The sequence below is a fragment of the Streptomyces sp. NBC_01591 genome (genome assembly GCF_035918155.1).
Classification (GTDB): domain Bacteria; phylum Actinomycetota; class Actinomycetes; order Streptomycetales; family Streptomycetaceae; genus Streptomyces.
Genome location: NZ_CP109327.1, coordinates 6,170,301 through 6,194,535, shown reverse-complemented (window position 1 = coordinate 6,194,535; position 24,235 = coordinate 6,170,301). Strand labels below are relative to the sequence as shown.

Annotated in this window: 22 protein-coding genes, 1 pseudogene and 1 riboswitch; of the genes and pseudogenes, 15 read left to right on the top strand and 8 right to left on the bottom strand. The window is 70.4% G+C overall.

What is annotated here, in order from left to right:
- Positions 1 to 164: 164 nt before the first annotated feature.
- Positions 165 to 935, bottom strand: a complete 771-nt coding sequence (locus OG978_RS28690; protein WP_326767979.1) for an enhanced serine sensitivity protein SseB — start codon at positions 933 to 935, stop codon at positions 165 to 167.
- Between the two features lie 36 nt (positions 936 to 971).
- Positions 972 to 1,667: an AAA family ATPase gene (locus OG978_RS28685; RefSeq protein WP_326767978.1), complete on the bottom strand. Its 696-nt coding sequence runs from the start codon at positions 1,665 to 1,667 to the stop codon at positions 972 to 974.
- 158 nt (positions 1,668 to 1,825) lie between these two features.
- A riboswitch (glycine riboswitch) is annotated at positions 1,826 to 1,923 on the top strand.
- Positions 1,924 to 2,064: 141 nt separating this feature from the next.
- Between OG978_RS28685 and gcvT the strand changes: the two genes are divergently transcribed.
- The 5 genes and pseudogenes from gcvT to OG978_RS28660 form a co-directional block, all read left to right on the top strand.
- The gene (gene gcvT, locus OG978_RS28680; protein WP_326767977.1) at positions 2,065 to 3,180 is read left to right on the top strand and encodes a glycine cleavage system aminomethyltransferase GcvT; all 1,116 of its coding nucleotides are present in this window, start codon (positions 2,065 to 2,067) and stop codon (positions 3,178 to 3,180) included.
- 92 nt (positions 3,181 to 3,272) lie between these two features.
- Positions 3,273 to 3,650: a glycine cleavage system protein GcvH gene (gene gcvH / locus OG978_RS28675; protein WP_148839342.1), complete on the top strand. Its 378-nt coding sequence runs from the start codon at positions 3,273 to 3,275 to the stop codon at positions 3,648 to 3,650.
- A 20-nt stretch (positions 3,651 to 3,670) separates the two neighbouring features.
- Positions 3,671 to 4,930, top strand: a complete 1,260-nt coding sequence (glyA, locus tag OG978_RS28670; protein WP_093549220.1) for a serine hydroxymethyltransferase — start codon at positions 3,671 to 3,673, stop codon at positions 4,928 to 4,930.
- A gap of 154 nt (positions 4,931 to 5,084) precedes the next feature.
- Positions 5,085 to 6,467, top strand: a complete 1,383-nt coding sequence (locus OG978_RS28665) for an L-serine ammonia-lyase (RefSeq protein ID WP_326767976.1) — start codon at positions 5,085 to 5,087, stop codon at positions 6,465 to 6,467.
- Positions 6,468 to 6,516: 49 nt separating this feature from the next.
- Positions 6,517 to 6,759, top strand: a pseudogene (locus OG978_RS28660) (SulP family inorganic anion transporter); the annotation flags it as partial.
- Positions 6,760 to 6,858: 99 nt separating this feature from the next.
- On the opposite strand, the gene OG978_RS28655 reads toward OG978_RS28660, so the two are convergent.
- Entirely contained in the window at positions 6,859 to 7,734 is an 876-nt protein-coding gene (locus OG978_RS28655; RefSeq protein WP_326767975.1) for a hypothetical protein, read from the bottom strand.
- Between the two features lie 332 nt (positions 7,735 to 8,066).
- Between OG978_RS28655 and OG978_RS28650 the strand changes: the two genes are divergently transcribed.
- The gene (locus OG978_RS28650; protein ID WP_326767974.1) at positions 8,067 to 9,920 is read left to right on the top strand and encodes a caspase family protein; all 1,854 of its coding nucleotides are present in this window, start codon (positions 8,067 to 8,069) and stop codon (positions 9,918 to 9,920) included.
- 2 nt (positions 9,921 to 9,922) lie between these two features.
- On the opposite strand, the gene OG978_RS28645 is transcribed toward OG978_RS28650, so the two are convergent.
- The 5 genes from OG978_RS28645 to OG978_RS28625 form a co-directional block, all read right to left on the bottom strand.
- Positions 9,923 to 12,754, bottom strand: a complete 2,832-nt coding sequence (locus OG978_RS28645; RefSeq protein ID WP_326767973.1) for a CHAT domain-containing protein — start codon at positions 12,752 to 12,754, stop codon at positions 9,923 to 9,925.
- A gap of 2 nt (positions 12,755 to 12,756) precedes the next feature.
- Positions 12,757 to 13,437 (bottom strand): RES family NAD+ phosphorylase, encoded by a 681-nt coding sequence (locus OG978_RS28640; protein ID WP_326767972.1) that lies wholly within the window; start codon positions 13,435 to 13,437, stop codon positions 12,757 to 12,759.
- Positions 13,438 to 13,440: 3 nt separating this feature from the next.
- On the bottom strand, positions 13,441 to 14,133 hold the full coding sequence (locus tag OG978_RS28635) for a hypothetical protein (protein ID WP_326767971.1): 693 nt from the start codon (positions 14,131 to 14,133) through the stop codon (positions 13,441 to 13,443).
- Entirely contained in the window at positions 14,130 to 15,224 is a 1,095-nt protein-coding gene (locus OG978_RS28630; RefSeq protein WP_326767970.1) for a hypothetical protein, read from the bottom strand. The genes OG978_RS28635 and OG978_RS28630 overlap by 4 nt, the downstream gene beginning before the upstream one ends.
- A gap of 226 nt (positions 15,225 to 15,450) precedes the next feature.
- Positions 15,451 to 16,731 (bottom strand): cytochrome P450, encoded by a 1,281-nt coding sequence (locus tag OG978_RS28625; protein ID WP_326767969.1) that lies wholly within the window; start codon positions 16,729 to 16,731, stop codon positions 15,451 to 15,453.
- A gap of 373 nt (positions 16,732 to 17,104) precedes the next feature.
- Between OG978_RS28625 and OG978_RS28620 the strand changes: the two genes are divergently transcribed.
- The 9 genes from OG978_RS28620 (at position 17,105) to OG978_RS28580 (ending at position 24,228) form a co-directional block, all read left to right on the top strand.
- Entirely contained in the window at positions 17,105 to 17,437 is a 333-nt protein-coding gene (locus tag OG978_RS28620) for a hypothetical protein (RefSeq protein ID WP_124723873.1), read from the top strand.
- A gap of 21 nt (positions 17,438 to 17,458) precedes the next feature.
- Positions 17,459 to 17,770 (top strand): pore-forming ESAT-6 family protein, encoded by a 312-nt coding sequence (locus OG978_RS28615; RefSeq protein ID WP_326767966.1) that lies wholly within the window; start codon positions 17,459 to 17,461, stop codon positions 17,768 to 17,770.
- Positions 17,771 to 17,915: 145 nt separating this feature from the next.
- Positions 17,916 to 18,302, top strand: a complete 387-nt coding sequence (locus OG978_RS28610) for a toxin-antitoxin system YwqK family antitoxin (RefSeq protein ID WP_326767968.1) — start codon at positions 17,916 to 17,918, stop codon at positions 18,300 to 18,302.
- Positions 18,302 to 18,706 carry a toxin-antitoxin system YwqK family antitoxin gene (locus tag OG978_RS28605; RefSeq protein ID WP_326767967.1) on the top strand — a complete coding sequence of 135 codons (405 nt, stop codon included), beginning with the start codon at positions 18,302 to 18,304 and terminating at the stop codon, positions 18,704 to 18,706. Before OG978_RS28610 ends, OG978_RS28605 begins: the two co-directional genes overlap by 1 nt.
- Positions 18,707 to 18,937: 231 nt before the next feature.
- Positions 18,938 to 19,270: a hypothetical protein gene (locus OG978_RS28600; protein WP_124723873.1), complete on the top strand. Its 333-nt coding sequence runs from the start codon at positions 18,938 to 18,940 to the stop codon at positions 19,268 to 19,270.
- Positions 19,271 to 19,291: 21 nt separating this feature from the next.
- Positions 19,292 to 19,603, top strand: a complete 312-nt coding sequence (locus tag OG978_RS28595; protein ID WP_326767966.1) for a pore-forming ESAT-6 family protein — start codon at positions 19,292 to 19,294, stop codon at positions 19,601 to 19,603.
- 67 nt (positions 19,604 to 19,670) lie between these two features.
- Complete coding sequence (locus tag OG978_RS28590) at positions 19,671 to 20,084, top strand: DUF6507 family protein (RefSeq protein ID WP_326767965.1); 414 nt, start codon at positions 19,671 to 19,673, stop codon at positions 20,082 to 20,084.
- Positions 20,081 to 23,467 (top strand): hypothetical protein, encoded by a 3,387-nt coding sequence (locus OG978_RS28585; RefSeq protein WP_326767964.1) that lies wholly within the window; start codon positions 20,081 to 20,083, stop codon positions 23,465 to 23,467. Before OG978_RS28590 ends, OG978_RS28585 begins: the two co-directional genes overlap by 4 nt.
- A complete protein-coding gene (locus OG978_RS28580; RefSeq protein WP_326767963.1) occupies positions 23,464 to 24,228 on the top strand; it encodes a hypothetical protein in 765 nt (254 codons plus the stop codon). The genes OG978_RS28585 and OG978_RS28580 overlap by 4 nt, the downstream gene beginning before the upstream one ends.
- Positions 24,229 to 24,235 lie beyond the last annotated feature (7 nt).

Genomic DNA, 24,235 nt, shown 5'->3' with positions numbered 1-24,235 from the left:
TTCGATCCACTGTGTCGGCCCGCCGCTCCCGGGCACACGGGTGCGGCATGATGCCGAGGCACCAGCCATGAAACCAGCTTATGCGCCGGTCCTGACACCGACTTGACGCCATGGGTCGAAGCGGTGTTCCACGCCGGTGCCCGCCACGGGCGCCACGAAAGGCCCTACGCGCCCGCCCGCTGGTAGAACGGCTGGATCTTCTCCCGCATCCAGTCGGCGACCGGGTCCTGCGCCACATCGAGCAGTACGAGATTGACCGGCCAGGGCACCTCGACCCGGCCCAGAGCACGGCCGAGGGCGTCCATCGGGGCATTGCGCCCCGCGCCTTCCCAGGTGGAGAACTCGACGCCGATGAAGAGGACGGGGTCGCCGCCCTCGATGCTGGCCAGCGCCCGGCGGGCGGAGAGCACGACGCCGCTCACCTCGAATTCACCGGCCGCCGCGGAGAGGAAGTCGACGGGCTCCTCCTTCCAGTCCGGTTCGTACAGCCGGACCCTGCCGCCGCTGGCCGGCCCGTCCAGCGGGGTGCGTCCGGCCCGGCAGAGTTCGGCCACGGCGGGCGGCGGCAGCGGCAGCCCGACCGCGCCGCCCGGGTTCACGGCGATGCCGAGCTGCGGGGGCAGCCCGCGGGCGAAGTCGCGGGCGGGCGCGACGGTGAAGGACATCTGGGTGCCGACGCAGGCGAGGAACTGCTGTTCGGAGCTGAACACGGGGACGTACGCGGCGCCCTCGATCTCCAGCGTCGGCAGGTCCAGGTCCGACGAGTCGGGTCCGCCGCCGTTGGGCAGCGGCACCCATACCTGGCTGCGTCCGAGCACCTCGACGAGGCGGCCGCCCGCCTCCGGGCTGCCCACCGAGGCCATCAGCACTTCTTCGAGCTCATTGGCCGGCCATCCGCCCTGCGGATGGGACTGGACCTGCGCCGGAACGTCCACTGCTTCCCCTTCTCACCCAAGCTTTCCGGCAGAAGATTAACGCCCGGCCCCGAACCGCCCGTCCGAGAACGTGATCCGGTCGAGCCTCCCCGCCGCCTCCCGGTCCAGCAGCACCGCCGAGCCGCACCCGGGCGGCAGCAGGCCGGTCTCGGCCGCCCTCAGCAGCCTGCCCACCGCCCTGCGGTGCCGGGCGAAGGCGTAGCCCGATACGCCGCGTCCGCGCTCGCGCTGGCCCTCCCTCGCGGTCGCGGGTGTGACGTCGAGCAGGACGAGATGCAGCACACGGCCACGGCGCCGCGCGCCACGGGCCAGCCAGCCGCGCACCCACGACTGCGTCCCGCAGTCGTGGACGACGACGGACTCCCCGGAACGCAGCACCCGCCACAGCCCCCAGTAGTGGGCGGCGCGGACGAGCGGGCGGTAGAGGGCGTACGGCAGTAAGCGGGGCATGGCCCGCGCCCAGCGGTCACGGGTGTCCTGGGAGTCGATGGCGTGCGCCGTCGTCACCGCCCGCCGGATGAGCGTCGACTTGCCGCTGCCGGGCAGCCCGGAGACCACCACCACGTCGCCCGTGGCGAAACGCAGGCCGCGCGGACTGCGCCCGGACCGCTCCCGCAGATCCCGCACGACGGGCGCGTGCGGGCCGGACATCTCCCTCGCCGGGGCCCCCGGCTGTGCGGGCATCGCGCCGTGCGCGACCCCCGCGGTCGTCGCGTACCGCTGCAACGTCATCGCCCTCCCCTGTCGGGTCACCCCACGTATGCCCATGAAGTGTAAAGAAAAGGTAATGCTGCACAACCGTCCACGCCGCCGAATTCCGGTGGGGGACCGAGGCCCCACTCCGGCTCGATGCGTGCGATGATGACCCGGCCAACTGCATAAAGGCCGCTTGAATCCGCGCGGGAGAGTTCCGGTCACCGTTTGTGCCGGGCGCCGAAGGAGCAAGTTCCTCCCTTGAATCTCTCAGGCCCCGTACCGCGTGGATGAGGCAGATCTGAAAAGCGGGCCGCTTCGCGGCTCCACCCAAGGTGCAAGCCGAACCCTTCCAGGGGCTCTCGGCGAACCTCTCAGGTTCCGATGACAGATGGGGAGGGATTGTCCTCGTCGTCATGCCCTGGGAGCCATATCCATGAGCACCGCCCCCCGTCTCACCGCCCTCGATGCCCTGCACCGTTCGCTGGGCGCGACCATGACCGACTTCGCGGGCTGGGACATGCCCCTGCGGTACGCCAGTGAGCGCGACGAGCACAACGCGGTGCGCACGAAGGCCGGCCTCTTCGACCTGTCGCACATGGGCGAGATCACCGTCACCGGCCCCGAGGCGGCGGCCTTCCTGAACTTCGCGCTGGTCGGCAACATCGGCACCGTCGCCGTGGGCCGGGCCCGCTACACGATGATCTGCGCCGAGGACGGCGGCATCCTGGACGACCTGATCGTCTACCGCCTCGGCGAGAGCGAGTACATGGTCGTCGCCAACGCGGGCAACGCCCAGATCGTGCTGGACGCGCTGACGGCGCGGGCCGACGGCTTCGACGCCGAGGTGCGCGACGACCGCGACGCGTACGCGCTGCTCGCCGTCCAGGGCCCCGAGTCCCCCGCCATCCTGGCCGCCGTCACCGATGCCGACCTGGACGGTCTGAAGTACTACGCCGGTCTGCCCGGCACGGTCGCCGGTGTCCCCGCGCTGATCGCCCGTACCGGCTACACCGGTGAGGACGGCTTCGAGCTGTTCGTCGCCCCCGTCCACGCCGAGCAGCTGTGGAAGGCGCTGACCGAGGCGGGCGCCTCCCGCGGCCTGATCCCGTGCGGGCTCTCCTGCCGCGACACGCTGCGCCTGGAGGCGGGCATGCCGCTGTACGGACACGAGCTGACCACCGGGCTCACCCCGTTCGACGCCGGTCTCGGCCGGGTCGTGAAGTTCGAGAAGGAGGGCGACTTCGTCGGCCGCAAGGCCCTCCAGGCCGCCGCCGAGCACGCCGAGACCGCCCCGCCGCGCAAGCTGGTCGGGCTGGTCGCCGAGGGCCGCCGGGTGCCGCGCGCCGGCTTCTCGGTCGTCGTCGGCGGCGAGGTCGTCGGCGAGGTCACCTCGGGCGCCCCGTCGCCCACCCTGGGCAAGCCGATCGCCATGGCGTACGTCGACGCCGCGCACGCCACGCCCGGTGCCGAGGGCGTCGGAGTGGACGTCCGGGGCACCCACGAGCCGTACGAGGTCGTGGCGCTGCCGTTCTACAAGCGCCAGAAGTGACGTCCGCGCTCCTCGAGAAGTGACGCATTCGCGTCTCACACCGTAAGACCACCGTTCATCAGCACTCCCCCGCGTACAGGAGAATTCAGGTCATGAGCAACCCCCAGCAGCTGCGTTACAGCAAGGAGCACGAGTGGCTGTCGGCCGTCGAGGACGGTGTGGCCACGATCGGTATCACCGAGCACGCGGCCAACGCGCTCGGCGACGTCGTCTACGTCCAGCTCCCCGAGGTCGGTGACACGGTGACCGCGGGCGAGACCTGTGGTGAGCTGGAGTCGACCAAGTCGGTCAGCGACCTGTACTCCCCGGTGACCGGCGAGGTCACCGAGGCGAACCAGGACGTCGTGGACGACCCGTCGCTGGTGAACTCCGCTCCCTTCGAAGGCGGCTGGCTGTTCAAGGTACGCGTCGCGGAGGAGCCGGGGGACCTGCTCTCCGCCGACGAGTACACCGAGTTCTCCGGCAACTAAAGACCCCAAGGGACCACCTGATGTCGCTTCTCAACTCCTCCCTCCACGAGCTGGACCCGGACGTCGCCGCCGCTGTCGACGCCGAGCTCCACCGTCAGCAGTCCACCCTCGAGATGATCGCCTCGGAGAACTTCGCTCCGGTCGCGGTCATGGAGGCCCAGGGCTCCGTCCTCACCAACAAGTACGCCGAGGGCTACCCCGGCCGCCGCTACTACGGCGGCTGCGAGCACGTCGACGTCGTCGAGCAGATCGCCATCGACCGCATCAAGGCGCTGTTCGGCGCCGAGGCCGCGAACGTCCAGCCGCACTCCGGTGCGCAGGCCAACGCCGCCGCGATGTTCGCGCTGCTCAAGCCGGGCGACACGATCATGGGCCTGAACCTGGCCCACGGCGGTCACCTGACCCACGGCATGAAGATCAACTTCTCCGGCAAGCTCTACAACGTGGTCCCGTACCACGTCGACGAGACCGGCGTCGTGGACATGGCCGAGGTCGAGCGTCTGGCCAAGGAGTCCAAGCCGAAGCTGATCGTCGCCGGCTGGTCCGCGTACCCCCGTCAGCTGGACTTCGCCGCCTTCCGCCGCATCGCGGACGAGGTCGGCGCGTACCTCATGGTCGACATGGCGCACTTCGCCGGTCTGGTGGCCGCGGGGCTGCACCCCAACCCGGTGCCGCACGCCCACGTCGTCACGACCACCACGCACAAGACCCTCGGCGGTCCGCGCGGTGGCGTCATCCTGTCGACGCAGGAGCTCGCCAAGAAGATCAACTCCGCGGTCTTCCCGGGCCAGCAGGGCGGCCCGCTGGAGCACGTGATCGCGGCCAAGGCGGTCTCGTTCAAGGTGGCGGCGACGGAGGAGTTCAAGGAGCGCCAGCAGCGCACCCTGGACGGCGCCCGCATCCTCGCCGAGCGCCTGGTCCAGCCGGACGTCACCGAGGTCGGTGTCTCCGTGCTGTCCGGCGGTACGGACGTCCACCTGGTCCTCGTCGACCTGCGCAACTCCGAGCTGGACGGCCAGCAGGCCGAGGACCGGCTCCACGAGCTGGGCATCACGGTCAACCGGAACGCCATCCCGAACGACCCGCGGCCGCCGATGGTCACCTCGGGTCTGCGGATCGGTACGCCGGCCCTGGCGACCCGCGGTTTCCAGACCGAGGACTTCACCGAGGTCGCGGAGATCATCGCCGCCGCCCTCAAGCCGTCCTACGACGCGGACGCCCTGAAGGCCCGCGTCGTCGCGCTGGCCGAGAAGTTCCCGCTGTACCCCGGCCTGAAGTAATCCGGACAAGTTCTGGTAACACGTTGGGGCGGGGCACCGCGCACACTGAACTGTGAGCGCGGTGCCCCGTCCCATGCCCCGCCCTCCGGGCCGCCCGGCCCGTACCGCACCACCCGGCAGACGACGATGTCTACCAACCCCTGAGGAGTCACCCGTGGCCATCTCGGTCTTCGACCTGTTCTCGATCGGCATCGGCCCGTCCAGCTCCCATACGGTCGGCCCGATGCGCGCCGCCCGGATGTTCGCGCGCCGGCTGAAGAACGAGGGCCTGATCGCCCACACCGCCTCGATACGCGCCGAGCTGTACGGCTCGCTCGGTGCGACCGGGCACGGCCACGGCACCCCCAAGGCCGTGCTGCTCGGCCTGGAGGGCGAGTCGCCCCGCACCGTCGACGTGGAGTCCGCCGACGACCGGGTCGAGCAGATCCGTACCACCGGCCGGATCAACCTCCTCGGCATGCACGAGATCGACTTCGACGCCGACGAGCAGCTGATCCTGCACCGCCGCAAGGCCCTCCCGTACCACGCGAACGGCATGACGATCTTCGCCTTCGACCGCGAGGGCGCCCCGCTCCTGGAGAAGACCTACTACTCGGTCGGCGGCGGCTTCGTCGTGGACGAGGACGCGGTGGGCGAGGACCGGATCGTGCTCGACGACACCGTCCTCAAGCACCCCTTCCGCACCGGCGACGAACTGCTGCGGCTCTCGAAGGACACCGGCCTGTCCATCTCCTCGCTGATGCTGGAGAACGAGCGGGCCTGGCGCACCGAGGACGAGATCCGCTCGGGCCTGCTGGACATCTGGCGCGTCATGCAGGCCTGCGTCTCGCGCGGCATGTCCCGCGAGGGCATCCTGCCCGGCGGCCTCAAGGTCCGCCGCCGCGCCGCGAACACCGCCCGCCAGCTGCGCGCCGAGGGCGACCCCCAGACCCACGCGATGGAGTGGATCACCCTCTACGCGATGGCGGTCAACGAGGAGAACGCGGCGGGCGGCCGGGTCGTCACCGCCCCCACCAACGGCGCCGCGGGCATCATCCCGGCCGTCCTGCACTACTACATGAACTTCGCGGCCGGCGGCGCCACCGAGGCGGAGAAGGAGGACGGCGTCGTCCGCTTCCTCCTCGCCGCCGGAGCCATCGGCATGCTCTTCAAGGAGAACGCCTCCATCTCCGGCGCCGAGGTCGGCTGCCAGGGCGAGGTCGGCTCCGCCTGCTCCATGGCCGCGGGCGCCCTCGCCGAGGTCCTCGGCGGCACCCCCGAGCAGGTCGAGAACGCCGCCGAGATCGGCATGGAACACAACCTCGGCCTCACCTGCGACCCGGTCGGCGGCCTCGTCCAGATCCCGTGCATCGAGCGCAACGGCATGGCCGCGGTCAAGGCCGTCACGGCGGCGAAGATGGCGCTGCGCGGCGACGGCAGCCACAAGGTCTCCCTCGACAAGGTCATCAAGACCATGAAGGAGACGGGCGCGGACATGAGCGTGAAGTACAAGGAGACGGCGCGGGGCGGGCTCGCGGTGAACATCATCGAGTGCTGAGGATCCAGGTCCTGATAGCGGCGCCCGGAGGCCGTGGGACGCCGGTTCGCACGACGTGCCCTGGCCGGTCTACCCGCTGATCGCCGGCGGCCTCGCGCTGCTGGTGTTCTTCCCCAGGGTCACCAGGGTGATCCCGGCACCGCTGGTCTCGGTCGTCGTCCTCACGGTCATCACCGTCGCCGCCGGGATCGCCGTCCCGACCGTGGGCGACCGGGGCGACCTGCCGTCCTCGCTGCCGGTGCCCGGCCTGCCGGATGTGCCGTTCACGCCGGACACGACGAACAGCGCGGCAAGACCGTCGAGATCGTCGGCCTGAACGAGCCGAGCGCCGCGATGCACAAGACCCTCAGCGGCGAACTCACCGGCAGCCACTGACCTCGGGCGCTGCCTGTCACGGCACCGGTCGACCCCGCAGGGTCACCCCGTACCTCGTGCGCAGGCGGTCGATCTCCCACCACGCCACGGCCGAGACCGAGACCGGGCCACCGATCAGGGCGCAGATCCGGATGAACGGCGGGCCCGGCGGCATGCCGTCCGTGATCAGGTTGATGGCCGCCAGCTCCCACACCAGCACACCGGTCAGCAGGGCCGGAAGCGCGGAGTGCACCTCGGAGGTACCGAACACGGTGCGGACCATCGTCGCGGACGCGAAGAAGACGAAGAACACCGTCCACACCTCCGGAGCGGTCAGGGCGAGCGCGACGAGCGGAGTGAACCACTGGTTCTCCAGACTCTGTCCCGCGAACACGATGGCCACGAACAGCAGCAGAACCGCCGTGAACGCGGCAACGTACATCAGGGCGGAGCGCATGGCGGGGCGCAGGCGCGCTCGCATGCCCGGCCGCGCGACCTCGGGTGCGATCCGGAACAGGCCGAGGATCACCAGGGGCGCGGTGAGCAGCAGCAGCCACGGGGTGACGGCGAGCCGGAGCGCGTACTGCTCCGGAACCTCCGCGAAGTCCGACGTGGTGCCGTAGACGACGAGGATCAGCAACGACGTGGTCAGCGCCGCCCAGGCCCTGATCCGCTGCACGCGCGTCACCTGCGGATCCAGGATGCGGCGGCGGGCGTGCGGGGGGAACCTCAGGTGCGCCTGGCGGCGGGCCGAGCGGGCCAGTGGGTAGGCCGGGACGAGCAGGAGCAGAGGAGTGAAGCAGAACAGGAGCAGGGCCCACACGCAGCCGTGGATGGGCAGACGCCGCAGCAGCTCCATCAGCGGCGGCCAGTCGCCGTCGCGGAACTGCTGCCACAGCGAGCGGTAGGGCACGTACGGGCCGTAGGGCGGCGGACCCTGGGGCGGATACGGCCCCGGGTACGGTCCCGGATACGGATGGGGACCGGGCTGCGGGGGCACGCCTGGTGGTGGCGGTGGCTGCCCGTTCGGCTGCCACGACGGGCCGTACGGATTGTGTCCCCCGAAAGTCACGCCGAATTCCCTTCCTGAGATGTGCGACGGGTGTGCCGCGGAACGATCCTGGTGAGTCTCCGCCAGCAGTCAACATCCAAGGCTGCGGCGGAACATGGGGTGGTGCGCACCTGCCCGGCAATCGCCCCGGAATCGCCCTGCCCCTGGCCCGGCCGGGCTGGCACGATCACCGCATGCGAACCGTGTACGCGCTTCTTGTGGGCATCGACGACTATCCGGACAAGCCGCTGAGCGGTTGCATCAACGACGTGGCGGAGGCGGAGAGTTGGCTCCGGCAGCAGGGCGGGCCCGATCCGGAGATCCTCTTGCTGCGCGACAAGGAGGCGACCAGGGCGGCGGTGGTCGACCGTATCAGGACGCATCTGGGGCGCAGCGGTCCGGGCGACACGGCGCTGCTGTGGTTCAGCGGGCACGGCAGCGAGCACGCGAGCGACGATCCCCGTGCGGCGACCGGCCGGAGTCAGGCGCTCGTGTGCGCCGACAGCCTGGACGCGGGCGGGCAGCCGTTGCTCCAGGACACCGAACTCGGCGCCCTCCTCGACGAGATCGCGGCGCGCGGCGCGCATGTCGTCGCCGTGCTCGACTGCTGCCACTCCGGCGGTGCGAGCCGCAAGCTCCCGCCCGGTGCGCGCTCGCGGGGCGTGGCATGGCAGCCGTGGTGGCGCAAGGACGGTGCGGGGGCCTCGCGCGGTGCGGGTGCGCAGGGGGCCGAGCCGCGTCGGCATGTGCTGCTCGCCGCGTGCCGGGAGCAGGAGGTCGCGTACGAGGCGCTGGTGGACGGCGAGTCGCGCGGATACTTCAGCCACTCGTTGGTACACGCGCTGCGGCGGCTCGGCCCGGCGGCCACGTACGGGAAGGTGCACGCGCTCGCGGAGGAGCGGGTGCGCGGCCGGCATCACGCGCAGCATCCCGAGTTGCGCGGGCCGGAGCACTTGCGTTTCCTGTACGGCGGCGCGCTGACCGTTTCGCCGTTCCTGCTCCGGCACACGGTGTCGGGGTGGGAGGTCAATTGCGGTCATGTGCACGGACTGCGGTCCGCAGGCGCCGAGTTCACCCTGGTCGAGGAGGACGGCGCTCGGCGGGCCGACGCGCCGCGGACGGTGGTCGTACGGGAGGTGCGGCCCGAGTCGGCGCTGGTGGAACCGGTCGGCTGGACGCCGGGGCGGGACGATCTCACGACGGTGTACGGGGTGACACCATCGGCGATGGCGTTTCCGCCGGCCGCGGTGACGGTCGTCGGCGACCCCGTGGCTGTCGGGATGATGACGGCGGCCGTGGACGGTGCGCCGATGCTGTCCAGCGGGGGCTCCGGGCTGCCGCTGCGGCTGGAGGTCGGTGGCGGCTCGGCCCGGGTGACCGGGGGCGACGGGCATCCGGTCGGCCCGCTGCCGCTGCGGTCGCCCGACGATGCCGCCCGGGTGGCCGACTGCCTGTCCCACATCGCCCGTTGGCATCAGCTGAAGGATCTCACCAACCCGGACCCGTGGCTGTCGTCGCTGGTGCGGGTGACGGTCGAGCCGCTGGTCGGCGATCTGTGGCACTCGGCGACGGGCGAGGTCGTCTGCGCGTACACGCGGGACGGCCGGGAGCCGCAGGTGATGGTGCGGGTCCACAACGACTCCCCGCACATGCTGTGGTGCGTGCTGCTCGATCTGGCGGACGACTACGAGTCGTCGCCCGGCCTGTTCGAGGGCGACTTCGTGGCGCCCGGGCACGCGGGGACGGCGCGGTACGGCGAGCCGGTGTGGCTGCGGCTGCCGCCCGGCCGTTTCCTGGTTAGGGGTTCGTTCGCCCGGGACTGGCTGAAGCTGATCGTCGCCGAGAACGAGTGGAACGTGGCCCCGTTCCGGCTGCCGGCCTGGTCCCCGGACGCCCCGGGGACGGGGCGCGGCGGCGTGGCTCCGGGGGACGGGGACGGTCTGCTGCGGTTCGCTCCGCCGCCGGGTGCCCGTAGCGCGGGCGGTCCGGCCCGGGACGTGGGGCGGTGGGGCACCGTCTCGGTGCCGGTGCGCACGGTGCTGCCCTGACCTCACCAGCCGAGGTGGGTGAAGCCTGCCCAGCCGGTCGGGTCGGCGGCGTCGATCAGCGGCACTCGCGCCGCCATGTCCGCGGGCATTCCGGCCGGCGTCCTGCGCCCCTTGTCGAGCATCCACAACTGGGCGTCGCGCAGGGCCTGTCCGGGCGTCCGGCGCTCGCGGCACATGTAGTGGTGGGTCATGTACATCAGCACGGACGTGGCCGCGTCCGGTACCGGCCACAGGGAACCGAGCACCGAGCGTGCGCCCGCGACGAGGAACGCGGTGGAGAGGCTGTAGGCCTCGTCGTAGCCGTGCCCGGACACATTGGTGCTGCATGCCGCGAGTACGACGAGTTCCAGGTGGCGGTATCGGGCGGTGCCCTCGGTCAGTTCCTCGGCGTTCAGGTGCCCGCCGGACAGTTTGAGGTACGCGCTGTTCCGCAGGCCCTGGCGCACCTCGCCGTGGCAGGCCAGGTGCAGCAGTCCGCCGCGTTGCCGGCCCAGCCAGTCGGCCACGGCGGCGGGCGTGGCGGTGCCGGGGCCGAGGAGTTCGCCGTCCGGGTAGAAGGTGCGGAAGATGGCCTCGGCCTCCTTGCCCGCGTGGAGCAGGTCGCGGGTCGGGTCGCCGACGACGAGGGCCTGCCGGGTGCCGGCGGAGGGCCGGGTGGCCACCTCGCACAGCAGGCGGGCGGAGGGGGTGTACGAGATCTCTGCCTCGTGGCACGCGTACCGATGTGCGCCGTGCCGGCCGGACAGGCGCGCGGCGTGCCAGGGGACGACGCCCAGCTCCGCCATCGGCACCAGCACCATGGCCGGGACCCGGCCCCGTCTTCGGGACACCTCCTTGAGCAGTGGCTCCATCACCGCTTCGCCCGCCCAGTCGCACAGCCGCTCCAGCGCGGCACGGCCTTCGCCCTGCGTGGGCGGCTGCGGCCGGGGCGTACTCGCGGTGGGTCCGCCGGCGGTGCGGCCGGGGGCTCCGGTGGACCGGTAGCCCGTCAACGCGTCATCGGAGACGGTGAGTCGGGGAAGCTTCAGCGCCTTGGCCGTGCCGTCGGCGGAGACGATCAGCGCCGTTCCGGGCACGCCGTCGCCGCCGGGCACCAGATAGACCAGCGCGGTGCGGCCCATGGCGTGCAGCGCCCGGCCGATGTCCGCGATGGCGGGGACGTCCAGCAGCCGCTGCCGGTGCGGGGACGCGGCGAGTGCCTGGAGGACACGGCGTCGGAGCCGGCTGGAGGGGCCCGAGGCCGGAGGCGGGGCGGTCGCGGCGGCCTCGGGGCCCGGTTCGGGTGCGACGCCCCCTGCGGCCCGCCACTCGTCGGCGGGACCGGACTGCCCGAGGGCGTCCAGCATGTCGGGGACGGTGGCGGCGACGGTCGCCGCGTGCAGGACGAGGCCGCGTCCGGCATCCAGGGCGCGTACGGCGTCGTCGTGGGCGCCGTCGGCCAGGCACCAGCGGGCCACGCCGAGCGCCTGCTCGCCGGCCCGGCGGCCGGTCTCGGCGGCGTGCACCGTACCGGACTGGAGGAGGACGCTCCAGGTGGCAGCGCGCAGCGCGTCGAGGCCGACGCGGCGGGACTCGGCGTGGTTCAGACGGGTGGCGCGGGCGTCGAGCACCTGGTTGTCGCCGCGGAACCGGTAGCCCGAGGCCAGGGACATCCCGAGGGAGTTCCACAGCGGGTGCGCCGGGCCACCGGCCAGGCGCAGGGTGTGCTTCAGCCAGGAGATGCCCTGGTCGAGGTGGCCGGGGCGGTCGGCGCGCGGGACCGACGCCATTCCGCCGAGGAAGAGGTGGGCGGTGCCGAGCGCCTGGGCGTTGCGGATCCAACGTTCGTCGTCGGGTTCGAGGAGGTCCAGGGCGTCCTGGAGCAGTCGCATGGCCTCGATGGCACCCCTGGCGTTGCCCGCGAACAAGGCTCTGCCGACACTGCTGGCGCCCGCCTCGCCGAGCCGGTCGGCCTGTCCTTCGCGCGGCAGCAGTGCGATCTGCCGCCGTACCTCGTCGAGGTCGGGGGTGGCCACCATGCCGGAGGAGTCGGGGAAGAGCCGTCCGGTGCGCCGGCTGCGCAGGATCTCCAGGTTGGCCCTGGCGACATCGAGGTTGGACTCCATCCCGATCCGGTCCATGTGGTCGGGGGACAGTTGCGCGACGACGGCTTCCAGCTCGCCGATGTGCCGGGCGAGCGCGGTCTCGTCCTCGCGCCGGACGGCCTGGTGCGAACGGAACACGGCGAGCTGCCCGTCGAAGCCCTGGCGCATTCCGGCGTCGAAGGACGGCGAGTTCCGCAACCGGGCCAGGTCCTCCACGGCCGAGTCGAAATCGTCCTCGCCGCCGCCGGTCTGGGCGAGGTGGGCACGGAGTCCGGCGTGGGCCGCGTCGAGCGCGTCCCGTTCCCGGCTGCCGGGCGGGAAGGCGTCGCGGTTCTGCTCGATCCGGGCGATCGCCGCCTCCATCTCGGCGGGGGTCTCGATCCGTTGCAGTCCGGACATGCTGTTCACGGCCGCGATCGACGCCCGCCAGCGGTCGCCGGGTCCGTGGGCCTCGGCCTCTCTCTGGAGTTCGTCCAGCTGGTGCTGCTCGCCGACGGGCCGGTGGTACCGCAGCATCGGCAGGACGGCGAGGATCTGCCCGGCGCGCATGCCGGACATCGCGGTCCCGTGCACAAGAGCCTTCCAGTCGGTGTGGAGCCGCTCCCACGCCTCCTCGGCCGTGGCGCAGCCGAGCCGGTCCAGGACCAGGTCGGCGGCCCGGGTGAGGTCCTGGGCGTCGGTCCTGCCCGCGAGGAGCGACTGCTGGATCTCGTACAGGAGGGACTGGAGGTCGTACGGCTTCCCCGACATGTCTAGCTCATCCATTCCTGCTGTCGTGGCGCGGCCTGCGTGCGGTACGGGGCGAGGACACCGTTCAGCCATCGCTCGCCGTCCTCGGTCCCGAAGTCGATCCGGGGGGCGCCGGTGGGTTCGAGGGGCGGTGCCTCGCACCGGTCCTCGAACAGGACGGCCACGCGGTCGGCGGGCTCCCGTTTGGAGGGCCAGACGAAGCCCTGCGCCCAGGGCGCGGTCCTGCGGCGGATCCAGTGGCCCCAGTCGCGGGTCTGCGGGTAGTCCGCGCCCTCGGCGTGCACGAGCCACGAGTCCTGGGCGACCGCTGCCAGATCCCTGCCGGACATCAGCGGCACCACGTCCACATCGGTGGCCAGGCGCAGGAAGGACAGGCTGCGGCGCTCGAAGGCGACGCGCGGGAGCAGGCGCGCACCGCCGTCGCCGTCGCCGTCGAAGGGGAGCGAGCGCAGCAGGACCTCGCACACGGCGGCGCCGACGCCGAACCCGACGTACAGGTAGCCGTACTTCTCGTACGGGGTGCTGTCGAAGCGTCCGCCGTAGTAGAAGGCGTGCGCGGGCTCGGGATTGAAGGCGATCGGGTCGCGATGGGTGCTGTGGACGCGGTGGACGGGGGTGCCTGCGGGCAGCGTCACGCGGTCGGGCTCGCTGGGAAGTTCCTCGGGGGGCGGGTACTTGGGCACGGTCTACCACTCCCCGCCCGCGACGGTGAGCGCGCGGGCGGCGCCCAGGAGTTCGGGGTCGCGGCTCTGCCCGAGCAGGCCTGCGGGCGGGGTGCCCGTCCACGCGTTCGCAGAGAGCCACCAGTCTGCGGCGCCCCAGGGGTCCCGGTCGGCGCGCAGCACATCGGCCACCTCCAGGACGACCTCCCACGGCATGGCCCCGGCCTCGAACTGGAAGGCGGGCAGCTGCCGCTCGCCGTTCTCGCGGGTCAGGACGATCAGCCGGGGGTCGGTGGGCCCCGTCTCGCGCGGGCTCGATGCCGGTGCCCGCAGCAGGCGTTCGCGCACCGGGCCGAGGAGCGGGCCGACCATCGGGTTGCCGTCGATCACGAGCATGCAGAGGTCCATGACGTCGAAGCCCTCGTGGACGGCCGACGGGGAGGTGCCCGCGAACCGTTCCGTGCCGCCGTCGCCGCGGAGCCGGGCCGCCTCGTGGTCCGGAAGCGCGTCGAGCACGGCGCGCACCGCGCGGTCCGCCGCTCTTCGGTCCGCCTCGGCCGGCTCGCCCTCGGCCGGGCGGCCCCGGTCGTGCGTCCGCAGGCCGGTGCGTAACTCGGCCAGCAGGGTGCGCAACGCCGGGTGTGCGTAGGGGTCGAGCAACGGCCCGAGCCGGGGCCAGTCGGCCGCGACGGCGGCGAGCATCATGAAGGGGTTCACCCGCACCCATGTCCTCTCTGTTCGCGGGATCCGGTCCGTTCCTGAGGTCCGGCCCGGTCGGGCCGACCGCCGGTGAGAACGTCCGTCACCAGGTCCGCCACGAGTGGTCTGCGCACGATCAGATGCAGCTCGCGGTCCGGGTCGGCGTCCGCGGCGAGCGCCGTCCACAGGGCGCTGACGCTGGTCTCCGGCGTGAGCCCGCCGCGTCCCGCGCCGAGGAGCGGGAAGCAGACGGACCGCAGCGGCGGCGTATGGGCGTCGCGTTCCTGCGACATCAGGGCCAGGGCGCGGGCGGCCGCGGCGACGACGTTCTGCGGGGTGACCTCGTAGCCGTTGGTGCCGGGCCTGGGGATGGTGACCGCCGCGTGGTAGATGCGGCGGACACCCTGCTCCGCCAGGGCGCCCGGACCGGTGGGCGCGACGGTGCCGGGCAGGGCGGGGCGGTGCAGTACGCCGTGTTTCCTGCGCCACTCGGCCAGTTCCTCGTGGACGGGGTCCGCGATCACGTCGCCCGCGGCGTCGCGCACCGCGCCCGCCCGGCGCAGTGAGGCCGAGACGGACGCCTTGTACGTCTCCGGGAGTCCCAGGTGGGTGTTGCTCGGCGAGACGATCACGTCCACGTCCCGCAGGAGTTCGACGGGGTGGGTGTGCAGGGTCACCGTCAGGGGTCTGCCGGACCGGGTCAGGTGCAGGGTGCGGTGCTGGAGGTGCGGCGCCAGCATGACGGCGTCGGCCGCCGCGGCGTCCCGGTTCCCGTTGCCGGCGATCCAGCACACCCACTCGGCGATCTGCCCGAGGACCATCTCCTCCTGGCTCTTGCGGAAGCGCTCCACGCTGAGGCTGTACACCTCGGCGGCGAGCCGGCGCCGGTCGGCGGCCGCCCGGTCGCGCATGCCCGGCGCCAGTCCCAGCGTGCGCTCGGCCGCCGCCTGGAGGTCCCCGCCGCCGAGCCGGGAGACGGCCGCGCGCAACAGGTTCTCGACGTCGACCGGCCAGGCGTCGGTCACGGCGCCCGGCACCGACGCGGCGGCCCGGCGCAGCAGGGGCAGGTCGAGTCCGCGGAGCCGCACCAGCCCCTCCAGGCGGATCATCTTCACCTCCCGCAGAACCGACGCAACGTCAAACTGTCCGGCGCGAGTTGGCATGGGCCCATGATCGTGCGCCGGTCATGGCATCACAAGGTGCGCCGGGCCGTCCGTTCACGCTAGGCGTCGGCGGGAGGCCCGTCGGGTCGGCAGCGGGTCGTCACCGGGTCGGCGCCACGGGCGGGAGGGCCCCTCCGGTGCGGCGCATCCGCCGGACAGGCCCTGGTCCCGATCAGCGCAGGTGCACCGGCAGCGATTCGATGCCGTACACGATGGACAGCTTGCGGAAGGCCAGGTCCTGGGGCGGGACTGCGAGCCGCATCCCGGGAAACCGCCGGACCAGGGCCGGGTAGGCCGTGCGCAGTTCCATCCGCGCCAGTTCGGCGCCGACGCAGCGGTGGATGCCGTGGCCGAAGGCGAGATGACCGGCCGAGGGGATGCGGTCCAGGTCGAAGCGCCCGTCGTCCGTGACGTACCCGGCATCGCGGTTGGCGCCGCTCAGCGAGCAGAGCACCATGTCGCCCTGGGGAATGACCACTCCGCCGATCTCGATGTCGTGGCGGGCGAACCGGGGGAAGGCGATCTGCACCGCGGAGAGGTAGCGCAGCACCTCCTCGACGAAGGGGGCGGTCATGGCGTCGTCGTCACGTATTCGATCGAGGACGTCCGCGTTCTGCAGCAGTACGAGGGAGCCGAGCGCGATGGTGCTGGCGGTCGTCTCGAACCCGCCGGTGAGCACACCGTCGGCGAGGCCCGCGAGTTCCTCGTCGTCGACGCTGTCGCCGTGCTCCCGCACGATCATGCCGAGCAGGCCGTCGCCCGGCTTCGCCCGCTGTGCCTTGACGACGTCCCTGAAGTACGCCAGCGACTCCGACATCGCGCCGAAGGGCGCGGTCGTCCCGGCGAAGAGGTCGAAGCGGTCCATGGCGAGCTGCTGGAAGTCGTCGCGGTCCTCGTACGGCACGCCGAGCAGCTCGCAGATCGTCAGCGAGGGGATCGGCAGCGCGAACTCCTGCACCAGGTCGACCGGGCCCCGGGCGGCTTCCATCGCGTCCAGGCGTTCCTCGACGATGGCATCGATCCTGGGGGTCAGGCGCCGCAGCCGGCGCATCGTGAACTCCGGGGTCAGGATGCGGCGCAGTCGCGTGTGGACGGGAGGATCGTTGAAACCGAGTCCGCCGGGACTCTGCTCGGCGGCCACTCCGGCGTTCGACGCGAGGTGGGCAAAGTCGGTGCTGAATCCGTCGGCCGAGCCGAGGACGGCTTTCGACTCCTCGTAGCCGCTGACCACCCAGGCGTCCATGCCGAACGGCAACGAGACCTTGTGCACCGGCCGCTTCACCCGGGTCCTGGCCAGTTTGTCCACCGTGTCGAGGCCGTCCCTGCGCAGCATCATCAGCAGGTCGTCGGGGAGCAGCCTGACCGTGGAGGACCCGATCCCGTACTTCTGGATCCTGGACAGGTAAGTTCGCCCGATCCGGGCGGTGATACGAGAGCGGAACGTCGTAGTCAATCTGCACTCCAGGAGTCGTCGCGCGGTCCGCACACACGGTGCGGACGTGAAACAGCTGTGCAGCAGGCGCGGAAGTGGATAGTGGCCGGCGGCGACACGGCTTGTGCCAAACGGCATTCTGTCTCAGAGCGTGAGCAATCAGCGCCCCGGTGGCACCGGATCCGTCCTGCGGCGACCGGACAGCGGCGGCCTGTGATCGTGCGCACACGCCCGGGGCGAATGCTCCGTGTCCGGCTCTCCTTGCCCGTACCGGACCAGCGGTGGTTCTGTCACAGCCTCTCAACAGCACCACAGGCCCCGATTGCCTCCGGTCCTGGGAAGTTGATAGGCATGACCAGACATTTGTTTGCTCAGGGTTCGACAGGGGGACTGAATGAAGTTCGACATGGGGGCGCAGGTTCTGACGAGCCTGTCGTCGAAGTCGCGTGGGTCGAGTGATGACCTGGGGACCTTGATCCGTCAGTTGCTTCAGGCGGCGGCGCCGTTGGAGGGAAAGTTCAACGGTGCGGGCCGTGCGGCGTTCGACTCGTTCAAGGGTCGTTCGGACGAGATCACGGCGGCGTTGAACGGTTCGCTCTCGGCTCTTCTCGGCGGTCAGTCGGGGATGGAGCAGGCGTTCGGTTCGGGTGACCAGGAGCAGGGTGACAACGCGCGGCAGCAGATGTCGGCGGCGAATTTCGACGCGGCGCGCTTCGGCGGCCGGTGACAAGCGGGGGTTGGGTTTCTGATGGCTGGTAACAGTGACCGTCGTTCGTACGACATCGGCGCGTCCACGGACGCGCAGGGCAACATCCAGGTGGTGATCGCGCGGCTGGAGGAAGTGATCGCGGCGCGCGACGGCCAGGTCAAGGCGGCGATGGCGGACTTCACCGCCGATGGCGTGGCGGACGAGTACCACGGCAAGGAAATGCGGTGGAACCGTTCGTCGCAGGAAGTCAAGAACATCATCCAGCTGCTGAAGACGACGCTGGAGAAGAACGACGGCACGGCGCAGCACACGATCACGCGCGCGAAGGCAGCGGTCGACAACATCGGCTGAGCCTTCCGTTCTCTTCCTGACCAAGGTTCGTCCGGCTGATGCGACCGGCTGTTTCACGGGGGATGTCGTGGTGACTGGATGGGGCCCGAAACCGCAGGGGTGCTCGGGGGTGCGCTGAAGGCGGAGAAGCCCGGGGGCGAACGAAGTGATCAAGCCTGAGGCGATGACACCTCCCCGAATCGACATCGACGATCCAGAATTCGAAATGGATGAAGGTGAGGTCGTCTTCTGTCGAGGAGAGCATTTCACCGGCGAAGTGGTCGAATACCAAAAGGGTGCGCTCGTCAGCCTCGTCACTTACAAGGACGGGGTTGAGGACGGCCCCTCCAAGGAGTGGTACATGGGTGGGACCCTGAGGTCCGAGGGAGTGCTGCGAGGCGGGTTCCCTGTCGGTGAGTCCAAGACATGGCACCCCAACGGGAGGCCGGCCGCGCGCGTGCTCATGAGCGCGAACGGACTGCGGCAGTTGGAGATCACCGAGTGGGACGAGGAAGGGAACCTGACGAAGGAGTGGCGCGCCGAGCGCGGTTGATGCCGGACCAGCCGTGGCGCGACGTGACACGGATCGACATCGACGACCCCGAAGTCGACATGGACCGGGGGCAGCGCCTGCTGTACAGAGGGGAACTCTTCACCGGCGAGGTCGAGGAGCATCTGGGCGGTGCCCTCGTCAGCCTGGACTCCTACGTGGAAGGGGTGCAGCACGGCCCCAGTCGCGAGTGGTACGAGGACGGCACACTCCGGTCCGAGGCGACAGCCCGCGAGGGACGTCCGGCAGGGGTGTCCGGGGAGTGGCACCCGAACGGTGTGCTCGCCGCCGAGGTGGAGTTCTCCGAGAACGGTCTGCGCACGCTGGCGGAACGCCGGTGGGACGAAGAGGGCCAACCGACGAAGAACTGGCGTGCGGACGAACGGTTGCCGCCCAGGATCGTGTGAACGAAGTGAAGATCGGCCGGAGATCATCGGGAGCCCCGTCGCGCCCGGAGGGCTCGCCGGCCTCCGCGGCGCGATCAAGTGCCTCGTCTTCGCACCTCATTGCCTGCGCCGCGCTTCCGTGACCATGTCACAGCCTGTCCACAGACCTGAGGTCCTCGATTGCTTCAGCACCCCGGAATTGATAGGCATGGTCAGCACATTTGTTTGCTCAGGGTTCGACAGGGGGACTGAATGAAGTTCGACATGGGGGCGCAGGTTCTGACGAGCCTGTCGTCGAAGTCGCGTGGGTCGAGTGATGACCTGGGGACCTTGATCCGTCAGTTGCTTCAGGCGGCGGCGCCGTTGGAGGGAAAGTTCAACGGTGCGGGCCGTGCGGCGTTCGACTCGTTCAAGGGTCGTTCGGACGAGATCACGGCGGCGTTGAACGGTTCGCTCTCGGCTCTTCTCGGCGGTCAGTCGGGGATGGAGCAGGCGTTCGGTTCGGGTGACCAGGAGCAGGGTGACAACGCGCGGCAGCAGATGTCGGCGGCGAATTTCGACGCGGCGCGCTTCGGCGGCCGGTGACAAGCGGGGGTTGGGTTTCTGATGGCTGGTAACAGTGACCGTCGTTCGTACGACATCGGCGCGTCCACGGACGCGCAGGGCAACATCCAGGTGGTGATCGCGCGGCTGGAGGAAGTGATCGCGGCGCGCGACGGCCAGGTCAAGGCGGCGATGGCGGACTTCACGGCCGATGGCGTGGCGGACGAGTACCACGGCAAGGAAATGCGGTGGAACCGTTCGTCGCAGGAAGTCAAGAACATCATCCAGCTGCTGAAGACGACGCTGGAGAAGAACGACGGCACGGCGCAGCACACGATCACGCGCGCGAAGGCAGCGGTCGACAACATCGGCTGACTCGCCCGGGAAACCTGCCTGGGGTGGGTTCGGGGTCGGGGCGGTAACGGGGAGCATGAGGTAGCGCATGACCGGGTGGGATCTGAAGCCGCAAGGTATTCAGGGTGTGCTGAAGACGACGGGTGAGGTCGCGTCGAAGATTCAGACACACGCGACGTCGTACGGGGATCATCTGTCGTCGGCGGCGTCGAGTGCGGGCACGATCAGTGCCGAGGGCGGCGGCGACGGCGGTGGCGGTGGCGGCAAGGGCGGGGAGCAGGCCGTGGGTGGTCTGGTCGCGCTGGCGTTGTCGAAGTTCGCGGAGCACACCACCCCGGATCTGAAGTTCATCGCGGCACGGGCGGGGAAGTCCCTGACGGGTGCGGTGGACGCGACGACCGCGTACCTGAACGGTGACCTCGACATGGCCGCCGAGGCGCAGCGCAAGGCGCTCGGTGCGGTGGATCTGGATCCGAAGAAGCCGGGGGTGCAGTCGCGGTGATCAAGCCTGAGGCGATTCCGCAGTACACGGGTGATCTGGGTCAGCTGGAGAAGGACCATGCGAGTCTGAAGACCGATGCGGGTCATATCCGGGACACCGGTTCGTCCGTCCATACCCATTTCCAGGCGCTGTCGGCGTACTACAAGGCTCCGGAGGCGGAGCAGTTGTTCGCGTCGACGAAGCCGGTGAAGGACCGGGCGGACGGTTTCGCGGACGATCTGGAGAAGGTCGCCTCCTCGTTGTCGGACTACGCGACGGAGATCCGTCCGCTGGTCACGAAGCTCGCGCAGCTCAAGACGGACGCGACGACGTTCGTGAACGACAACAAGGACGACGACGAGTGGGAGTACGACGGGGACAAGGTCGAGGAGCACAACAAGCTCCGCGATGACATCACCGCGACCGTCGCCGCGTTCTGGGCCGCCGAACGCACTTGTCACAACAAGATCACCGCGCTGTTCGGCGGAACACAGATGGTCGCCGGGGACGGGTCCGAACGCAAGGACCAGTACGGGTTCAACGCGGACGACCTGAAGAACGCGAAGCTTCCCTGGGGCGACCCGGTCGAGGAGAAGCACCACTGGTACGAAGTCGGCCACTGGGTCAAGTCGTTCGTCTGGGACGGACTGATCGTCGACGGGATCTGGGGCACCATCAAGGGCCTGGGAACCCTGGTCGGGTTCGGTGGCTGGGAAGCAATGGGACAGGCCTGGAAGGGCCTGGCCCAGCTCGCGACCGGCCTCGTCATCAGCGCCGTCCCCGGCGCCAGCACCCTGTTCTGGACCCTGCCCGACGACAAACTGCCCTCCTGGCTCCGCGACTCACGCACCGCGATGAAGGAGACCGGCAAAGCCCTGGTCGCGTGGGACGAGTGGGGCAAGAACCCCGGCCGGGCAGCCGGCGCCGTCACCTTCAACGTCCTGACCACCGTGTTCACCGGAGGCGCCGGCGGCGCCGCCGCAGGGGCCGGGAAGGCCGGCGCGGTCGCGAAGGTCCTGTCCGTCGCGGGCAAGGCCGGCAAGGTCATCGACCCCATGACCTACATCGCCAAGGGCGCCGGCGCGGGCCTGTCCAAGATCGGCGACATCACCAAGGGCCTCAAGGGCATCACCAACATCGAGATCCCCAGGCTCCCCGACGACGCGATCACCCTGCCCGAAGGCACGATCCACCTCCCCGACGGCACCGTCCACCTCCCCGAAGGCGCCGCCATCCCCGAAGGCGGCGTCAAACTCCCCGACGGCAACGTCAAACTTCCCGACGACGTCCCCGTCCTGCCCGAAGGCACCACCAAACTCCCCACCCACACCGACGTCCCCGTCCAGTACTTCGACAACGAAGGCAACCTCCTCGACGAACACGGCGACATCGTCCAGAAGGCCGACGACGCCCCCGTCGAGCCCTCGCCCGACGTCACGCACACGGACACCCCGCACACCAACAGCCCGGTCAGGGAACCCGCCCTGGTCGGCGTCGGCGCCCACACCGCCGACGTATCGGCCCACGTCGGCGACAACGCCGTCCACCTCGGCAGCGACCTCGGCGACACCGGCCGTTTCGGCGACGACCTGCCGGGCAGCCACACCGGCGACAACCTCCCCGGCGGTCACGCAGGCGACCATCTCCCGGGCGGCAACGCGGGCGACCACCTGCCCGGAGGCCACGCGGACGACCTCGGGCACGGCCCCTCCGCCAGCCACGAACCGCCCACCGGCGGACACCACGGCGACGGCAACGGCGGTCACGGCGGCGGCCACGAAGACCCGGTCGGCGGCGGTCACGACGGTCCCGGAAGCCACGGCCACGACGGGCCGTCCACGGGCGGCGACCACGTTCCGGACGGTCCCGGATCCGACCTTCCGGGTCCCCCTCATGGCGGCGACGGCGGTGTTCCCGGCGGGGTCGTCCCCGACGGCCCCCGGGGCAACCTGCCCGACGGTTCCTGGGCGGGCGAGAACGGTCTGCGCCTGGACCGCGAGGCGAACGCGGCGGCCGACGACTTCATGCGCCGGTCCACCGAGGCGGAACCGCGTATCACCGAGTCGATGCAGGGCATCGCGGGCAAGGTCGACAACGGTAAGCTTATCGGCCTCGAGTACCGCCTCAAGGGCGAGGACTCGCTCAAGCGCAAGCTCGCCACGGACATGCTCGAAGACGTCGGCATGGACCCCGCTCGGGCCCTCGGCGACATCAAGGACTCCATCCGCTACACGATGGAGGTACCGAGCAACAGCTACACCCACGGTGTGCAGCAGGCGATCGACGACCTGCAGGCCAAGGGCTTCGAGAACGTCACGTTCAAGAACACCTGGGACTCCACCGGCTACAAGGGCATCAACTCGACCTGGCGCGACCCGATCAGCGGCCAGACCTTCGAGTTGCAGTTCCACACCGCGGACAGCTTCGCGGCCAAGATGGACGGCCACGTCCTGTACGAGAAGGAGCGCCTGCCCGGCGTCTCCCCGGACGAACTGGCCGCGATCAAGGCCGAGCAGTCGGAGCTCTTCGGCAAGGTGCCGGTGCCGCACGACGCGGGTGCCATCACGATCGGCGGGCGCAGCGTCGACGACGTCGTGTCCGCACTCGGCAAGGACGTGGACTCGACAGCCCACGGTGTCGGGTCGGTGGGAGACGACGTCGGGCGCCTGGGCGATGACGCCGCACACGTCGGAGACGACGCCGCACACGTCGGAGACGACGCCGCGGACGCCGGGGACGATGCGGCGGACGGAGCGCGGGCCGACGACGACGGCGGTCCGTACACCCACGGCCCCAACGGCGGCTGGAGCGGCGCCGGCTGGGTGCATCAGCCCTCGGATTACGCGGCCGGGATCTACGAGCAGCTGCGGGCCACACCGAACCATGTCGACCTGCCGGAAATGGCGCGGAACACCGGTGTCGACGAGTCCGTGCTCCGCGAAGTGAAGAGCCACATGATCCGCTCGCAGCACGATGTTGTCGTGCAGCCCGGCGACGTGAGGCGTGGGCTCTTCACACCGCGGGACGACATCGCGGCGATGTGGGACGGAGCGCGGAAGGGCACCCTCTCCGAGGCGAAGATCGCCGAGTTCAAGAACCTCATGACGCACGAGTACGTCGAGAGCCGGCTGATGAAGTCCGGCCTGCCGTACCTCCACGACCAGACGGGGCTGTGGCGCCTGGACGAGGACGGCACCTACAGCCGGCGGTCACCCAAGAGTCTCAGTGCGGCCGGTGCCCATGACTTGTCGCCCAACCCTGTGCGCGGCGGCTTCGGAGGGGCCTGGCAGCGGCTGGGGCTCAAGCATCCCAAGGTGACGCTGGCGGACGATTTGTCGAATATCGACGACCTGGTGAAGGGTATCTTCCAGGAACTTCGAGCAAAGGGGCTGGACCTCAAGTGACTCATCCCGCACGCCCGGTGCTTGAGCGACTGCGTGCCGTCGACTGGTCCGATGTGGACGAGGCCTACCGCCACGAGAACTCCCGCGCACGCCTGATGCGGGAGTACCTGCGCCGGGCAGCTCTCTGGGCGCACCACTACGGTGCCGAGCAGTCCTGGCCGTTCTTCGACCTGGCGGAGCATGTCGACCCCACCGTCCGGACACCCGACGACATCGCCGCCGAGCTCGACGAGGTCCTGAGAGGAGTCGGCCCCTTCTCGGTCGAAACGACGTGCCGGGGGGCTGTCCGCTGGGCGGCGCTCGGTGCCGAGAGCAAGGTCGATCTGCCGGATCTCCCGGATCCCTACGAGCCGCTGCTGGCCCTGTACGAACGGGGCGGCGGGTTCTTCGTCGAGGAGTTCATCGACCTCAATGGTGCGATGATCCAGCTTGCGGAGCTGTCGAGCTACCTCTCCGCGCCCCCTTTCCTCACGCTTGCACCGGCCACGCTCGACGCTCTTGATGCCGAGGGCGAGATCACGTATTACGCGAAGATCAGCGAAGGCTACCCACGAAGCAGCCCGCGCGGCATCGTCCGGCGGCGGGTCGACGACGGCCGGACGTACGACGAGGCGTTCACGCGCAACCTCCGCTGGGAACCGACGGAATACCTCAGGTTGTACGAACTCGGCCACAACGAGGTCGACCACGTCCAGATCACCGAGATCGAGGCCGCCGCCTTCATCGAATCGACGACGAAGAGGCTCACCGGATCCCGATGAACCGAGA

Bases quoted from the DNA above. Each gene is read 5' to 3' on its own strand.
- OG978_RS28685 (WP_326767978.1), bottom strand. From the start codon at position 1,667: ATGACGTTGCAGCGGTACGCGACGACCGCGGGGGTCGCGCACGGCGCG.
- gcvT (WP_326767977.1), top strand. From the start codon at position 2,065: ATGAGCACCGCCCCCCGTCTCACCGCCCTCGATGCCCTGCACCGTTCG.
- gcvH (WP_148839342.1), top strand. From the start codon at position 3,273: ATGAGCAACCCCCAGCAGCTGCGTTACAGCAAGGAGCACGAGTGGCTG.
- glyA (WP_093549220.1), top strand. From the start codon at position 3,671: ATGTCGCTTCTCAACTCCTCCCTCCACGAGCTGGACCCGGACGTCGCC.
- OG978_RS28650 (WP_326767974.1), top strand. From the start codon at position 8,067: ATGCGAACCGTGTACGCGCTTCTTGTGGGCATCGACGACTATCCGGAC.
- OG978_RS28645 (WP_326767973.1), bottom strand. From the start codon at position 12,754: ATGTCGGGGAAGCCGTACGACCTCCAGTCCCTCCTGTACGAGATCCAG.
- OG978_RS28630 (WP_326767970.1), bottom strand. From the start codon at position 15,224: ATGATCCGCCTGGAGGGGCTGGTGCGGCTCCGCGGACTCGACCTGCCC.
- OG978_RS28620 (WP_124723873.1), top strand. From the start codon at position 17,105: ATGAAGTTCGACATGGGGGCGCAGGTTCTGACGAGCCTGTCGTCGAAG.
- OG978_RS28615 (WP_326767966.1), top strand. From the start codon at position 17,459: ATGGCTGGTAACAGTGACCGTCGTTCGTACGACATCGGCGCGTCCACG.
- OG978_RS28605 (WP_326767967.1), top strand. From the start codon at position 18,302: ATGCCGGACCAGCCGTGGCGCGACGTGACACGGATCGACATCGACGAC.
- OG978_RS28600 (WP_124723873.1), top strand. From the start codon at position 18,938: ATGAAGTTCGACATGGGGGCGCAGGTTCTGACGAGCCTGTCGTCGAAG.
- OG978_RS28595 (WP_326767966.1), top strand. From the start codon at position 19,292: ATGGCTGGTAACAGTGACCGTCGTTCGTACGACATCGGCGCGTCCACG.
- OG978_RS28590 (WP_326767965.1), top strand. From the start codon at position 19,671: ATGACCGGGTGGGATCTGAAGCCGCAAGGTATTCAGGGTGTGCTGAAG.